We start from the raw sequence: 14,424 nt of genomic DNA, 5'->3' as shown, positions 1-14,424 counted from the left end.
TGGCGGCGCGATCTTTCGGCATACGGGCGGCAAGCCGGCGAGCGGCTTCCCGGCTCGTGGGTCTCAGTCCTTCCTCGCTGCCTGTTTCGGCAGCGGGCCGGCAATGGCCATGTCCGCTTTCAGGACGGAACCGGACGTCGATTCGGTGATGAAAAGCGTCTTCATGTCCGGGCCGCCGAAGCACACGCTGGTGAGCGATGCCCCTTTCGGTCCGGTCAGGATCTCGACGGGCTCCGCGTAGTGGTTGAGCACCCATACGCGGCCGAGCCCCGGATTCGCGACGAACAGGCGGCCTTCGAGATCGACGGTGAGACCGTCGGGGCCGCTCGGGCCGTATGACGTAAAGAACTGGCTGACCTTGCTGACCGCCCCGTCGGCCTGCAGCGGCATGCGCCAGACGGAATTGCCGCGCGTCATTGCGACGAACAGCACTTTCTCGTCGCGCGACAGAACGAGCCCGTTCGGGCTCGGGCAGGTGCCGAGCAGCATGTCGAGCTTGCCGTCGGGCGACAGCCGATACACGCGGCCGGTCGGATCGTGCAGCCCGGTCTGCCCCTGGTCGGTGAAATAGATGTTGCCGGCCGAGTCGAACGTCAGGTCGTTCACGCCCTTGAAGCGCTCGGTGTTGCGGCGCTCGAGATAGGGGCGAACTTCACCGCGCGCGGTATCGAGCAGCATCAGGCCGTTCCGGTAGTCGGTAATGATCAGGTGCGATGCGTCGAAGCGCTTCATCCCGTTGGGCTCGCCGTCGTATTCGACGACGAGCTCCCAGTCTCCCGACGACGAAATGCGGAAAATGCGCCCATGCGGAATGTCGGTGACGAACAGATAGCCGTCCGGATCCCAGACCGGCCCTTCGAGAAAGGAATCCGTGACCATTCCGCCGCGGTTCGCGCGCGCCCATTCCGTGCGGACGTCCGGCTTGCGAAACTTCTCCGGCATGCGCGTGAATACTTCGGCTTCGCGCACGTCGGGACTCGTCAGATAAAACATGCGTACCTCGATGTTCAGGGTTCAAGCCGCGCTGTGCGCGCGTTCGTCCAGCGCCGCGAGGATGTTGGCCGCCGCGCCCTTCCCCATGTTCACGTACGCGGCATCGCTCACGCCGCCGATATGCGGTGACAGAATCGCGTTGGGGATCTGCTGGAACGGGTGCGGCGCCGTCATCGGTTCCACGTCGAAGCTGTCGAGACCGGCCGCGTGCAAGTGGCCGCTCGCCAGCGCGTCGGCAAGCGAGGCTTCGTCGATCAGGCCGCCGCGTGCGGTATTGACGAGAATCGCGCCGCGCTTGAAACGCGCGAGCGTGTCGCGGTTGAGCATCCGGCGGTTGTCGGCCGTCAACGGGCAATGCAGCGACACGACGTCCGACTCCGCGTACAGCGTGTCGAGCGGCACCAGCTTCACACCGGCGGGCGCTTCCTTCGCGAACGGATCGAACGCGAGCACCTTCATGCCGAACGCCGCGCCGATCGCGGCCACGCGCCGGCCGATCGCGCCGAGTCCGACGAGGCCCAGCGTGCGCCCGTCGAGTTCGACGGACTTGTGCGTCGACTTGTCCCAATGACCTTCGCGCATGCGGATATCGAGCTGCGGAACCGACTTCGCACACGCGAGCAGCAGCGCCCATGCGTGCTCGGCTACGGCGGCCGCATTCGCGCCGACCGCGGCGCGCACCGCGATGCCGCGTGCGGCGGCAGCGTCCTGATCGATCACGTCGATGCCGCTGCCGTGCTTCGAAATCACCTGCAGGTTTTCGGCCGCGTCCATGATGCGGGCGTTGATCTTGCCGTACCGGACGATGATCGCGACCGGCTTGTGCCGAGTGCAGAGCGTGACGATGTCGTCCTCGGTCGGTTGCTTGCCGGCGAACACGACGTCGAACTGCGCAAGCATGTCGAGCGCTTGCGGTGCAAGGTCGGCGGCGGTCACGAGGACCACGGGCTTGTGCGAAGCGGTCTGCATCACAGTGCCTCGCCTTCGGCCAGCATGCCGGCTGCGCGCAGTTCCTTCTCGATCCAGCCCGGACGAAGGTCGCCCTTGTGGATCGCCGCGATACGCGCGGTTTCGAAGTCGAGCTTTTTCTGCGCGAGATCGACGATGCGCGCGACGTCGGCACGCGGAATGACGACGACGCCGTCGGTGTCCCCGACCACCAGGTCGCCCGGATTGACCGTCGTGCCGCCCAGCGAGATCGGCGCATTCACGCGGCCCGCGATGCTTTTCGTCGGGCCGCACGGATTGAGGCCGGCCGAGAAGATCGGATAGTCGCCGTTGGCGAGTTCGTGCGCGTCGCGCACCGCGCCGTCGATGATGATGCCGGCGATGCCGCTCGCCTTCGCCTGCGCCGCCATGATTTCGCCGAGCAGCGCGCACGAGATGTCGCCCTTGCCGTCGACCACGATCACGTCGCCCGGCTTCGCGACGGCGAGCGCCGCATGGATCGCGAGGTTGTCGCCCGCGCGGACTTCGACCGTGACCGCGGGGCCGGCGACCTTCATCTTCGGCGACAACGGCCGCACGCGGCCATGCACCGTGCCGCGGCGGCCGGCGACGTCGGCCAGGATCGCGGCTTGATAGCGCGCGGCGGCCTGAACGAGCTCGGGCGACACGCGCTCGATGTCGCGATTGATCGGGGAAGTGCTGACGGATGGCTTGCTCATGATTCGACCTCAGGTTGATCGTTGTACTCTGTACAACACTGGTGTACGTGGTGAAATCACTATAGCCAGATGACGCGCGCCGTGACACTGGCGTTTACCCTTTTACGTGGTAAACCTGCGTTTTACCCTGTACAATGCCTTGGCAAATGTCGATGGGAGACGAGCAATGGGAAATGAAGGGGTCGTTGCCGTGGAAAAGGCGCTTTCGCTGCTGGACTGCTTCAAGCCCGGCGCCGAATCGCAGTCGCTCGCGATGCTGTCGCAGGCATCCGGCATGCATAAGACGACGGTCTATCGCCTGATGAACTCACTGGAGCGAATGGGCTATGTCGTGCGCGCTCAGTCCGGCAACTATTCGCTTGGGCATCGCGTGCTGTACCTGGGCAAGCTGTACGAGCAGTCGTTCCATCTGTCCGCGGTGGTTGAACCGGCGCTGCATGCGCTCGCCGCGCTGACGAAAGAAAGCGCATCGTACTACGTGCACGACAACGGGCAGCGGCTTTGCCTGTTTCGGGCCGAGCCGTCCGAAGGTCTACGTGAAACGCGGCTTGCGGGGACGATACTGCCGCTCGATGACACGGCCATCAGCCAGGTGATCCGTTTCTGGGGGCTCGGCGAGCCGATCTATGACGCGCCGCCTGCACTGCCCCTCTTCACCGCGGGTGCGCGCGACGTGCACACGGCAGCGTTCGCGGTGCCTGTGTTCGGCGCCGGCGACAAGTTCATGGCGGCGCTGACGCTTTCCGGTCCTGCGTCTCGCCTCAGCGTCGCGCACGAGTCGGGCGAGCTGGATCGGCCGCAGTTGGACGCGGCCGCCGATCTATCCCGGAAGCTGGGCGCGAGTGTCGCGCTCTGCGAGAACATCTACGGCACCTGATCGCCGCTTTGACAAAGGCAGGATTCAGGTCGACGAGCCGTTCGTCGCCCGGCTGCGGACGCCTTCGTACAACGCCACGCCAAACGGAGGAGTTCCGCCTGCTTAAAATTTAACTGCCCAACCGTTCACGGAAACGGGTCAACCTCAGATTCCACCGCCCCCCCCACGGAACACCCCAGATATCACGATTCATTTAACTTTCCGTGAGGACTTCGACACCGCCCGCCACCTACTCTGTGCGCATGTTTTCAGGACCTGCTTCCAGGAGCCCATCATGCCCACCCGCAGACATCTGCTGTTCGCCGGCGCGACCGGCCTTGCGGCACTCGCGGCGCTGTCGTCGACGGGCCGCCGTGCGCTGGTCGGCCGTGCGTTCGCCGCGCCGCCCGCCGCCGGACCGACGGCCGCCCCGTTCGAGATCACCCGCAGCGACGCCGAATGGCACCGCCGCCTCACGCCCGCCCAATACACGGTGCTGCGCGACGCCGGCACCGAGCCGCCGTACAGCAGCCCGCTGAACGGAGAGCACCGCCACGGCACGTTCGCGTGCGCCGGCTGCGACCTCGCGCTGTTCTCGTCGGACACCAAGTTCGACAGCCACACCGGCTGGCCGAGCTTCTGGAAGCCGCTCGACCACGCGGTCGCGACCGCGCTCGATCCGTCGTACGGGATGTCGCGCACCGAAGTGCACTGCCGCCGCTGCGGCGGCCATCTCGGCCACGTGTTCGACGACGGCCCGCCGCCCACCGGCCTGCGCTACTGCATGAACGGGCTCGCGCTCGCCTTCCACCCGGCCGCCGCCTGACGGGCCGCCGCCTTCCTGAACGACCGGAGACCGCTCCATGCTGCTCATCGTCCTCGCCTATCTCGGCGGCGTGCTCACGATCCTGAGCCCGTGCATCCTGCCCGTGCTGCCGTTCGTGTTCGCGCGCGCCGACCAGCCGTTCGTGCGTACCGGCCTGCCGCTGCTGATCGGCATGGCGCTCACGTTCGCCGTCGTCGCGACGCTCGCCGCCGTCGGCGGCGGCTGGGTCGCGCAGGCCAACCAGGCCGGCCGCTGGCTCGCCATCGTGCTCCTCGCGGTGTTCGGCCTGACGCTGCTGCTGCCGCGCTTCGCCGAGCACCTGACGCGCCCGCTCGTCGCGGCCGGCAACCGCCTCACCGGGTTCGCGCAGCGTGACGGCCGCCCGGCCGGCCCCGCGTCGTCGCTGCTGCTCGGCGTCGCAACCGGCCTGCTGTGGGCACCGTGCGCGGGTCCGATCCTCGGGCTCGTGCTGACCGGCGCCGCGCTGCGCGGCGCGAGCGTCGGCACGACGCTGCTGCTGGTTGCGTATGCGGCCGGCGCGGCGACGTCGCTCGGCGTCGCGCTCGTGATCGGCGGCAAGGTGTTCGCCGCGATGAAGCGCTCGCTCGGCGCCGGCGAATGGATCAAGCGCGGGATCGGCGCGGCGCTGCTGGCCGGCGTCGGCGCGATCGCGCTCGGCCTCGACACGGGGGCGCTCGCGCAGTTGTCGACCGTCACGACGGGCGGCCTCGAGACGAAGCTCGTCGACCGGCTCGGCGGCCGCTCGCATGGCGCGCCGGCGGCGACGTCCGCGACCAGCGATACCGCCGGCGGCAACGGTGCCGCGCCCGCCAGCGCAATGATGGCCGCGACGTCCGGTGATGCACCGGCGGCCGGCGCCGCGATGATGCGCACCGCCGGCACGACCCCGGCGCCGCAGGCACCGGCCGCGCTGCCCGTCGAAGGCACACTGCCGTCGCTCGACGGCGCCGTGCAGTGGCTGAATTCGCCGCCGCTGAGCGCGGCCGGCCTGCGCGGCAAGGTCGTGCTCGTCGATTTCTGGACGTATTCGTGCATCAACTGCCTGCGCACGCTGCCGTACACGACCGCCTGGGCGCGCAAGTACGCGCCGTACGGCCTCGTCGTGATCGGCGTGCACGCACCGGAGTTCGCGTTCGAGCGCGACATCGGCAACGTGAAGAAGGCCGTGCACGACCTGGGCATCGACTACCCGGTCGCGATCGACAACGGCTATGCGATCTGGCGCGCGTTCGGCAACGAATACTGGCCCGCGCACTACTTCGTCGACGCGCAAGGGCGGATCCGCCACCACCACTTCGGCGAAGGCGAATACGCGCAGTCGGAACGCGCGATCCAGTCGCTGCTCGCCGAAGCAGGTCACCCGGAAGCGCTGAACGTGCCGCTCGGGCTCGCCGGCGCACCCGCGAAGGGCGCGCTCGCGGCGGCCGACAGCGCGGACGTCCGCTCGCCCGAAACCTACGTCGGCTATGCGCGCGCGGACGACTTCACGTCGCCGGGCGGTGTCGTGCGCGACGCGGCACACCGTTACGACGCGCCCGCGCATCCCGACCTGAACGACTGGGGCCTCGCCGGCACATGGCAAGTCGGCGCCGAGCGCGCGACGCTCGCCGCACCGGTCGGCCGGATCGTCTACCGCTTCCATGCGCGCGACCTGCACCTCGTGCTCGGCCCGGGCGCGAACGGCAGGCCGGTGCGCTTTCGCGTGACGCTCGACGGCGCGGCGCCCGGCGCGGCACACGGCACGGACGTCGACGCGCAGGGCTACGGCACCGTCACCGGCCAGCGCCTGTACCAGCTCGTCCGGCAACCGGGCGCGATCGCCGACCGCACGTTCTCGATCGAGTTTCTCGATGCCGGCGTCGATGCCTATGCGTTTACGTTCGGCTGAACGCGCACGCAGTGGCGGACGCCGTCACGCGCGCCGCCTGCCGTCCACCTCATTCCGTCCCGCATTTCGAAGGAGCAACTCATGATTCCGACATCCACTCGCGATTCCGCACCGCGGCGGCGGGCGGCCATGCTGCGCCGCATCGGCGCGATCGCCATCGCGGCCGCCGCCGTGTTCGGCTACCAGCGCGTCGTCAGTTCCGCGGAACCGATGCGCTCCGTGCCCGCGCCGACGCTCGACGAAACCCCGGGCGCCTCCCACGAGGAAACGGCCGTGCTCGCCGGCGGCTGCTTCTGGGGCGTGCAGGGCGTGTTCGAGCACGTGAAGGGCGTGAAGCAGGTCACGGCCGGCTACGCGGGCGGCGCCTCCGAAACCGCGCACTACGCGCTGGTCGGCAGCGGGCTGACGGGCCATGCGGAATCGGTGCGCATCGTCTACGACCCGACGCAGGTCACCTACGGCCGGTTGCTGCAGGTGTTCTTCTCGGTCGCGCACGACCCGACCGAACTCAACCGTCAGGGGCCCGACGAAGGGCCGCAATACCGCTCCGCGATCTTCCCGACCACCGCGCAGCAGCGCGCGGTCGCGACCGCCTACATCGCGCAGCTGGGCACCGCGCACACGTTCCCGGCGCCCGTCGTCACGCGCGTCGAGCCGTACAAGGGCTTCTATCCGGCGGAGGCGTATCACCAGAACTACCTCGAGCTGCATCCCGACGCGCCGTACATCGCGTTCAACGACCTGCCGAAGGTCGCCGGGCTGAAGCAGCGCTTTCCGGCGCTGTACCGCGCCGACGCGGTGCTGTGGCGCGACGCCGGCCTGTGAGGGACCGCCGGCGCCGCGGCGGCCGGTGTACGCGCTGACCCGGCCGGCCCGCGCCGCCGCCCGCGTTTGCGCTGCGTCAACGAAACGCATGCTGTCCGGGCCGGGCAAACCCGCATCGGGTCAGCTTCGCGGGCAAACTTCGCGTAGACTTCTCCAGATCAGTCCCCCGCCGCGCACCGCGCGGCGCTCGGAACTCTCCAGCCAGCCAGGAGGCGTCACGCATGCGCGCAGTGCCTTTGTCTGACAGCAGTGCTCTCGAAGAACCGTCCAGTGGCTCGGTCGTGCGCGACCTGCGCCGCGTGCCCATCCATCCCGATCACTGGTATCCGCTCGCGTGGTCGCGCGAACTCAAGCGCGGCAAGACGCTCGGCGTGCGCTTCGCCGGCGATCCGATCGTGCTCGTGCGCACCGAATCCGGCGCCGTCTACGCGCTCGAAGATCGTTGCGCGCACCGCCAGGTGCCGCTGCATGCGGGCGTCGTGAGCGGCGAAACGCTGCGCTGCTGCTACCACGGCTGGACCTACGCGTGCGACAGCGGCCGCTGTGTCGACGTGCCGTACCTCGGCCGCGAGCGCCTGCCCAACGGCGTGCGCGCGTATCCGTGCCGCGAGGCGCACGGGCTGATCTTCGTGTTCCCCGGCGACGCGACGCTCGCGGACGAACGCCCGTTCCCCGCGCTGGAATCGGCGGACGATCCCGCGTACAAGACGCGCCGCTTCGGTCGCGAGGTCAAGTGCCACTACTCGTTCATGCACGAGAACCTGATGGACATGAACCATCAGTTCCTGCATCGCAAGCAGATGGGACAGATGCGCGCACGCAGCGTCGGCCGCCGGCGCGGCGACGACTGGGTCGAGGTCGACTACACGTTCGCACGCATGGAAGGCAAGCAGCCGGTCGGCGAGGCGCTCGTGTTCGGCGCCAGCAAGAAACCGACCGACCAGGCCGACAAGAGCGTGATGACGGTGCGCACGGGCTACCCGTACCAGACGCTGCAGATCCGCTCGAGCGAAGGCACGCTCGTGATGGACCTGTGGATCGTCTACGTGCCGCTCGACGCGGAACAGCGCACCAACCGCACGTTCGGACTGCTGTCGATCCACAAGCCGGGCATTCCGTTCGCGCTCGATCTCGCGTGGCCGCTGCTCGTGTGGTTCACCGAGCGGATCTTCCGCGAGGATCGCTGGATCGTCGAGCGCGAGCAGGAAGCGCACGACCGGCAAGGCGCCGACTGGAACCACGAGGTGTTTCCGGTCATCAACGAACTGCGTGACCTGCTGCGCCAGTGCGGCGCGCGCACCGTGATTCCGATCCGCGAGGCAAACACGGGCGACGCGCGCTGACTGCGCAGCGCGCGTGCCCGTTTCGAACCCGTTGCGAACCGGCCTCGCGCCGGTTTCGTGCGCGTTCAGCCGGCGCGCTCGACCGGATGCGGCTCGCGCAGCCGGTTCGCGATGCGCGCGGCCTCGTAGTAGCCGGCCGCGGGCGGCCGCTTCAGGTAACGGCCCGCACCGCGCACCGCACGCAGCTCGCCGTCGGCCCACGCGAGCGCGCCGCGCGTGAGCGTGTGGGTCGCGACGCCCTGCACCGTCATCCCTTCGAACACGTTGAAGTCGACCTGCTGGTGATGGGTCTTCACCGAGATCGTCTTCGTCGCGGCCGGGTCCCATACGACCAGGTCGGCATCGGCGCCGACCTGCACCGCCCCCTTGCGCGGATACAGGTTGAAGATCTGCGCGGCGTTCGTCGACGTGATCCGCACGAACTCGTTCGGCGTGATGCGGCCTTGATTCACGCCGTGATGCCACAGCACCGACATGCGGTCCTCGACGCCGCCGCAGCCGTTCGGGATCTTCGTGAAGTCCTCGCGGCCCATCGCCTTCTGCGACGCGCAGAACACGCAGTGATCGGTCGCCGTCGTCTGCAGCTGCCCGGCCTGCAGCCCGCGCCACAGCGCTTCGCGATGCGCGGCCGAGCGGAACGGCGGGCTCATCACGTGCGCGGCCGCACGCGTCCAGTCCGGGTCGCGATACACGGCCTCGTCGATCACCAGATGGCCCGGCAGCACTTCGCCGAACACGCGCAGCCCCTCGCTGCGCGCGCGCGTGATCGCATCGACCGCGTCCTTCGACGACACGTGCACGATGTACACCGGCACGCCGAGCACCTGCGCGATGCGGATCGCACGGTTCGCGGCCTCGCCTTCGACCTCCGGCGGGCGCGACAGCGGATGCGCCTCCGGCCCCGTCATCCCGCGCGCGAGCAGCGCCTTCTGCAACTGGAACACGAGCTCGCCGTTCTCCGCGTGCACGGTCGGCAGCGCACCGAGTTCGAGCGAGCGCGAGAAGCTGTTCACGAGCACCTCGTCGTCGGCCATGATCGCGTTCTTGTACGCCATGAAGTGCTTGAAGCTCGACACGCCGTGCTCGCGCACGAGCGTGCCCATGTCGCGGTGCACCGATTCGTCCCACCACGTGACGGCCACGTGGAAGCCGTAGTCGGCGGCCGCCTTCTCGGCCCAGCCGCGCCATTCGTGAAACGCGTCCATCAGCGGCTGCTTCGGGCTCGGGATCACGAAGTCGATGATGCTCGTCGTGCCGCCCGAGAGCCCCGCGGCCGTACCCGAATAGAAATCGTCGCTGGCCGTCGTGCCCATGAACGGCAGTTCCATGTGCGTATGCGGATCGATGCCGCCCGGCATCACGTACTGGTCGTGCGCATCGACCACCGTCGCGCCGGCCGGCGCGTCGATCGTCTCGGCGATCTGCAGGATCGTGCCGCCGTCCTGCGGGTCGGCACACAGTACGTCCGCGCGATAGGTGCGGTCCGCATCGACCACGGTGCCGCCGCGAATCAGGATTGCCATGTCGTTGCCTCCTCGTTGACTGTCGGGTGCCGCATGCGTTCGCGCATCACGCGTTCGCGATCTGCGCGCGCTGCGCCGCACGCCACTTCATCCAGGTGCCGTACACGCCGGACGCCAGCACGAGGCCGACGAACCACGCATACGTGTAAAGCGTGTTGAAGAACGCCGGCACGTTCGGAAACGACGCCGGGAACGCGGTGTGCAGGAAGCCGGGCAGGTTCGGCAGCACGCCGACGGCGAGCGCCGCCAGTGCGGCCGGGTTCCAGCCGCGTGCATAGCTGAAGTCGCCGCGCTCGTCGAACAGCGCGCGCGTGTCGAGCCTCGTGCCGCGAATCAGGAAGTAGTCGACCATCAGGATGCCCGCGACCGGCCCGAGCAGCGCCGAATAGCCGACGAGCCAGGTGAAGATATAGCCGTCCGTCGTCGCGAGGATCTTCCACGGCATCATCACGATCGCGATCGTCGCGGTGATCATGCCGCCGGCGCGATACGAGATCGCCTTCGGCCACAGGCTCGAGAAATCGTATGCGGGGCCGACGAGGTTCGCCGCGAGGTTGCAGCACATCGTGTCGAGCGTGAGGATCACGAGCGCGATGCCCACGCCGATGCCGGTCATCCGGCTCGTCAGGTCGATCGGATCCCAGATCGCGTTGCCGTAGATCACGACGGTGGCCGACGTCACGACGACCGACACCACCGACAGCAGCGCCATCGGCAGCGGCAGCCCGATCGACTGCCCGATCATCTGGTCGCGCTGCGAATGCGCGAAGCGCGTGAAGTCGGGAATGTTCAACGCGAGCGTCGCCCAGAAGCCGACCATCGCGGTCAGGCCCGGCCAGAACGTCGCCCAGAACAGCCCGGCCTTCTTGCCGCCCGCGACGAACTGCGACGGCGCCGACAGCATCGAGCCGACGCCGCCCGCCTGCGACGTCGCCCACCACACGAGCGCGACGCACATCACGACCTTGATCGGCGCGGACCAGCTTTCGAGCCAGCGGATCGAATCGGTGCCGTGCAGGATGAAGTACAGCTGCAGCGCCCAGAACACAAGGAAGCACGCGAGCTGCCCGAGCGAGATGCCGACGAGCGGCAGCGCGGCGCCGTGCAGCGCGTTGCCGGTCAGGATGTTCAGCAGCGTGTAGATCGCGCTGCCGCCGAGCCAGGTCTGGATGCCGTACCAGCCGCACGCGACGATCGCGCGCAACAGCGCGGGCAGCTTCGCGCCCTGCGTGCCGAACGACGCACGCACGAGCACCGCGTACGGAATCCCGTGCTTCGCGCCCGCATGACCGATCAACAGCATCGGCACGAGCACGATCAGGTTGCCGAGCAACACCGTCAGCACCGCCTGCCACGGCGACATGCCTTCCTGGATCAGCCCGGCCGCGAGCATGTACGACGCGATGTTCATCACCATCCCGACCCACAGCGCCGCGAAGTGATACCAGCGCCACGTGCGCTGCGCCGCCGTCGTCGGCGCGAGGTCGTCGTTGTACAGGCTGCCGGCCGGCGCCGCGGCGCTGTCGGGTTCGGCGGGAATCGCTGCTGGTTTCATCGAATGCGCTCCACGTAAACGTCGACGCCGGCATCGTGCGATGCCGGCAGAACAGGACACAAGCGGCAGCGCGGGCGATACCGCGCCGCCGGACGTCGGTCAGGCCGCCTTCGCGTGCTTCTCGTGTTTCGCGGGTTCCGCCGGGCTCGCACCCGCATCAGCCCGCGCCGGGTTGTTCGGATGCGTGGTCCAGTTCGCGTAGTCGCCCGCATCGACCCGCTCCATCGTGATGCATTGCTCGACCGGACACACATGCATGCAAAGATTGCATCCGACGCACGCCGCGTCCACCACTTCGAAATGCCGAACGCCGTCCTTCAATGCGGTGATCGCCTGGTGCGACGTGTCCTCACATGCGATATGGCACAGCCCGCACTGGATGCAGCGGTCCTGGTCGATGCGCGCCTTGATGTCGTACTTCAGGTTCAGGTATTTCCAGTCGGTGACGTTCGGTACCGCGCGGCCGCGTATGTCGTCGAGCGTCGCGTAGCCCTTCTCGTCCATCCAGTTCGACAGCCCGTCGACGAGATCCGACACGATCCGGAATCCGTAATGCATCGCGGCGGTGCACACCTGCACGCTGCCGGCGCCGAGCACCATGAACTCGGCCGCGTCGCGCCACGACGAAATCCCGCCGATGCCGCAGATCGGCAGGTTGGGCGTCTCCGGGTCGCGCGCGATCTCGGCGACCATGTTCAGCGCGATCGGCTTGACCGCCGGGCCGCAATAGCCGCCATGCGTGCCCTTGCCGTCGACGGTCGGCATCGGCGCCATCTGGTCGAGGTCCACCGCGACGATCGAGTTGATCGTGTTGATCAGCGACACGCCGTCCGCGCCGCCCTTGTACGCGGCGCGCGAGCCCATCCGGATGTCGCTGATGTTCGGCGTGAGCTTCACGAGACACGGCAGCTTTGTGCCTTCCTTGACCCAGCGCGTGACCATCTCGACGTATTCCGGCACCTGGCCGACCGCCGCGCCCATCCCGCGCTCGCTCATCCCGTGCGGGCAGCCGAAGTTCAGCTCGACCGCATCGGCGCCCGTATCCTCGACGAGCGGCAGGATCCATTTCCAGTCGCGCTCGTTGCACGGCACCATCAGCGACACGATCAGCGCGCGGTCGGGCCAGTCGCGCTTCACCTGCGCGATCTCCTTCAGGTTCACGTCGAGCGGCCGGTCGGTGATCAGCTCGATGTTGTTCAGCCCGGCGATCCGCTGGCCGTTCCACTGCACCGCGCCGTAGCGCGAGCTGACGTTGACGACGTGCGGATCGAGCCCGAGCGTCTTCCACACGACGCCGCCCCAGCCCGCCTCGAATGCGCGGTTGACGTTGTATGCCTTGTCGGTCGGCGGCGCGGAGGCCAGCCAGAACGGATTCGGCGAAGTGATGCCTGCGATGGTGCAGCGAAGGTCGGCCATGTTCGGCTCCGTGTCGGTGAGAGCGTTTATCGTGGTGCGCGCGAGGTCCGCGGTGCAGGTGCGTATCGCGCGCTCACGCGGCCCGGGCGTCGCGCTGCGCGAGCGCCGCGTCGATCGCCGCCGCCGCGCGCTTGCCGTCCTGCACGGCCTGCACCGTCAGGTCGATGCCGCCCGTCGCCGCGCAATCGCCGCCGGCCCACACGTCGTGCAAGGCCGTGCGCCCGTCCGCGTCGACCGCGATGCGCGACCCGTCCTCGGTCAGCAGCGTGGCCGCGACACCGTCCGGCACCAGCGTCTGGCCGATCGCCTTCAGCACCATGTCCGCGTCGACGGTGAAGCGCTCACCCGACGCGGCCTCGAATTCGACGCCCGTCACGTGCCCGTTCGCGCCCGCGATGCGCACCGGTTTTGCGTGCGTGACGAGCGTGACGCCGCACTTCTGCGCGAATTCGCGTTCGGCCCAGGTCGCGCTCATCGCGTCCACGCCGCGCCGGTACACCATCGTCACGCGCTGCGCGCCGAGCTTGCGGCTCTGCACGGACGCGTCGATCGCCGTATTGCCGCCGCCGATCACGACCACGCGCCGCCCGACCGGCACGTTCTCCAGCGCGTCGGCCTGGCGCACCTGCTCGATGAAGTCAACCGCGTTCATCACGCCGGTCAATTGCTCGCCGTCGATCGCGAGCGTGCGCACGCCGCCGAGGCCCATCGCGAGAAACACCGCGTCGTGCCGCTCGCGCAGTGCGTCGAGCGTCACGTCGCGGCCGAGCGCGACGCCCGTCTCCAGCGCGATGCCGCCGACCGACAGCAACCACTCGACTTCGCGCTGCGCGAAATCGTCGACGGTCTTGTACGCGGCGATCCCGTATTCGTTCAGGCCGCCCGCCTTCGGTCGCGCATCGAACAGCGTGACGCGATGCCCGGCGAGCGCGAGCCGGTGCGCGCACGCGAGCCCGGCCGGCCCCGCGCCGACCACCGCGACGTGCCGCCCCGTATCGGGCGCACGCGTGAAGCGCACCGCGCCGCTCGCCATCGCCCAGTCGGTCGCGTGGCGCTGCAGCGCGCCGATCGCGACCGGCTGCGCATCCTGGTGATTGCGCACGCACGCGCCTTCGCACAGGATCTCGGTCGGGCACACGCGTGCGCACATCCCGCCGAGCGGATTCGCGGACAGGATGTCGGTCGCGGCGCCCTTCAGGTTGCCGTTGCCGATCTTGCGGATGAAGCCCGGGATGTCGATCTGCGTCGGGCAGGCCTGCACGCACGGCGCGTCGTAGCAGTAGTGGCAGCGGCTCGCGGCGGCCGCGGCGGCAGTCGGATCGAGCAGCGGCGCGATATCGGCGAATTCGCACGAGAGTTGCGTGGACGACAGGCGATGCGCGGCGATATCGCCGGTTGGCTGGGTGGTCATACGCGTTCCTTCGACTGGGTGGAGACAAAGCCGTCCCCGCCGGCTGCGAATGCACAGTCGGGGCGGTCATGCTTTGGAATGCCAATGTCACGCAGTGCGC

The 14,424-nt window shown here is 68.6% G+C and carries 12 protein-coding genes; 5 read left to right on the top strand and 7 right to left on the bottom strand.

All coding sequences use genetic code 11. The features are described from left to right. Positions 1-63: 63 nt before the first annotated feature. From DID98_RS31460 to DID98_RS31450, 3 genes are read right to left on the bottom strand one after another with little or no spacing between them, the layout of a single operon-like run. Complete coding sequence (locus tag DID98_RS31460; RefSeq protein ID WP_124571977.1) at positions 64-993, bottom strand: SMP-30/gluconolactonase/LRE family protein; 930 nt, start codon at positions 991-993, stop codon at positions 64-66. A gap of 21 nt (positions 994-1,014) precedes the next feature. Continuing rightward, positions 1,015-1,962 carry a hydroxyacid dehydrogenase gene (locus DID98_RS31455; protein WP_124571976.1) on the bottom strand — a complete coding sequence of 316 codons (948 nt, stop codon included), beginning with the start codon at positions 1,960-1,962 and terminating at the stop codon, positions 1,015-1,017. Further along, positions 1,962-2,660, bottom strand: coding sequence for an RraA family protein (locus DID98_RS31450; protein ID WP_124571975.1), 699 nt, complete (start codon positions 2,658-2,660; stop codon positions 1,962-1,964). Before DID98_RS31450 ends, DID98_RS31455 begins: the two co-directional genes overlap by 1 nt. A 166-nt stretch (positions 2,661-2,826) precedes the next feature. On the opposite strand from DID98_RS31450, the gene DID98_RS31445 reads away from it, so the two are divergent. The 5 genes from DID98_RS31445 to DID98_RS31425 all read left to right on the top strand — a co-directional run bounded on the left by DID98_RS31445 (position 2,827) and on the right by DID98_RS31425 (position 8,419). Beyond that, complete coding sequence (locus tag DID98_RS31445; protein WP_124571974.1) at positions 2,827-3,537, top strand: IclR family transcriptional regulator; 711 nt, start codon at positions 2,827-2,829, stop codon at positions 3,535-3,537. A 274-nt stretch (positions 3,538-3,811) separates the two neighbouring features. Further along, on the top strand, positions 3,812-4,342 hold the full coding sequence (gene msrB, locus DID98_RS31440; protein WP_124523624.1) for a peptide-methionine (R)-S-oxide reductase MsrB: 531 nt from the start codon (positions 3,812-3,814) through the stop codon (positions 4,340-4,342). 37 nt (positions 4,343-4,379) lie between these two features. Beyond that, positions 4,380-6,251: a cytochrome c biogenesis protein DipZ gene (locus DID98_RS31435; protein ID WP_124571973.1), complete on the top strand. Its 1,872-nt coding sequence runs from the start codon at positions 4,380-4,382 to the stop codon at positions 6,249-6,251. 81 nt (positions 6,252-6,332) lie between these two features. Beyond that, the gene (gene msrA / locus DID98_RS31430; protein ID WP_124523620.1) at positions 6,333-7,076 is read left to right on the top strand and encodes a peptide-methionine (S)-S-oxide reductase MsrA; all 744 of its coding nucleotides are present in this window, start codon (positions 6,333-6,335) and stop codon (positions 7,074-7,076) included. 221 nt (positions 7,077-7,297) lie between these two features. Next, positions 7,298-8,419: an aromatic ring-hydroxylating dioxygenase subunit alpha gene (locus tag DID98_RS31425; protein ID WP_124523193.1), complete on the top strand. Its 1,122-nt coding sequence runs from the start codon at positions 7,298-7,300 to the stop codon at positions 8,417-8,419. A gap of 65 nt (positions 8,420-8,484) precedes the next feature. Here the strand turns inward: DID98_RS31425 and hydA are convergent, their stop codons facing one another. The 4 genes from hydA to DID98_RS31405 all read right to left on the bottom strand — a co-directional run bounded on the left by hydA (position 8,485) and on the right by DID98_RS31405 (position 14,324). Continuing rightward, on the bottom strand, positions 8,485-9,942 hold the full coding sequence (hydA, locus tag DID98_RS31420; RefSeq protein ID WP_124488511.1) for a dihydropyrimidinase: 1,458 nt from the start codon (positions 9,940-9,942) through the stop codon (positions 8,485-8,487). 46 nt (positions 9,943-9,988) lie between these two features. Continuing rightward, positions 9,989-11,497 carry an NCS1 family nucleobase:cation symporter-1 gene (locus DID98_RS31415; RefSeq protein ID WP_124571972.1) on the bottom strand — a complete coding sequence of 503 codons (1,509 nt, stop codon included), beginning with the start codon at positions 11,495-11,497 and terminating at the stop codon, positions 9,989-9,991. A 99-nt stretch (positions 11,498-11,596) separates the two neighbouring features. After that, a complete protein-coding gene (gene preA, locus DID98_RS31410) occupies positions 11,597-12,913 on the bottom strand; it encodes an NAD-dependent dihydropyrimidine dehydrogenase subunit PreA (protein WP_124571971.1) in 1,317 nt (438 codons plus the stop codon). A 73-nt stretch (positions 12,914-12,986) separates the two neighbouring features. Continuing rightward, positions 12,987-14,324, bottom strand: coding sequence for an NAD(P)-dependent oxidoreductase (locus tag DID98_RS31405; RefSeq protein ID WP_124571970.1), 1,338 nt, complete (start codon positions 14,322-14,324; stop codon positions 12,987-12,989). Positions 14,325-14,424: the final 100 nt, after the last annotated feature.

The sequence above is a fragment of the Burkholderia sp. Bp8984 genome (assembly GCF_003853755.1).
Taxonomy (GTDB): Bacteria; Pseudomonadota; Gammaproteobacteria; order Burkholderiales; family Burkholderiaceae; genus Burkholderia.
This window is presented reverse-complemented; position numbering and strand designations above follow the sequence as displayed.

What these genes read in the sequence shown, in the direction of transcription:
- preA (WP_124571971.1), bottom strand. Translation starts at nt 12,913, where the DNA reads ATGGCCGACCTTCGCTGCACCATCGCAGGCATCACTTCGCCGAATCCG.
- DID98_RS31445 (WP_124571974.1), top strand. Translation starts at nt 2,827, where the DNA reads ATGGGAAATGAAGGGGTCGTTGCCGTGGAAAAGGCGCTTTCGCTGCTG.
- DID98_RS31450 (WP_124571975.1), bottom strand. Translation starts at nt 2,660, where the DNA reads ATGAGCAAGCCATCCGTCAGCACTTCCCCGATCAATCGCGACATCGAG.
- DID98_RS31405 (WP_124571970.1), bottom strand. Translation starts at nt 14,324, where the DNA reads ATGACCACCCAGCCAACCGGCGATATCGCCGCGCATCGCCTGTCGTCC.
- msrB (WP_124523624.1), top strand. Translation starts at nt 3,812, where the DNA reads ATGCCCACCCGCAGACATCTGCTGTTCGCCGGCGCGACCGGCCTTGCG.
- hydA (WP_124488511.1), bottom strand. Translation starts at nt 9,942, where the DNA reads ATGGCAATCCTGATTCGCGGCGGCACCGTGGTCGATGCGGACCGCACC.
- msrA (WP_124523620.1), top strand. Translation starts at nt 6,333, where the DNA reads ATGATTCCGACATCCACTCGCGATTCCGCACCGCGGCGGCGGGCGGCC.
- DID98_RS31460 (WP_124571977.1), bottom strand. Translation starts at nt 993, where the DNA reads ATGTTTTATCTGACGAGTCCCGACGTGCGCGAAGCCGAAGTATTCACG.
- DID98_RS31435 (WP_124571973.1), top strand. Translation starts at nt 4,380, where the DNA reads ATGCTGCTCATCGTCCTCGCCTATCTCGGCGGCGTGCTCACGATCCTG.
- DID98_RS31415 (WP_124571972.1), bottom strand. Translation starts at nt 11,497, where the DNA reads ATGAAACCAGCAGCGATTCCCGCCGAACCCGACAGCGCCGCGGCGCCG.
- DID98_RS31455 (WP_124571976.1), bottom strand. Translation starts at nt 1,962, where the DNA reads ATGCAGACCGCTTCGCACAAGCCCGTGGTCCTCGTGACCGCCGCCGAC.
- DID98_RS31425 (WP_124523193.1), top strand. Translation starts at nt 7,298, where the DNA reads ATGCGCGCAGTGCCTTTGTCTGACAGCAGTGCTCTCGAAGAACCGTCC.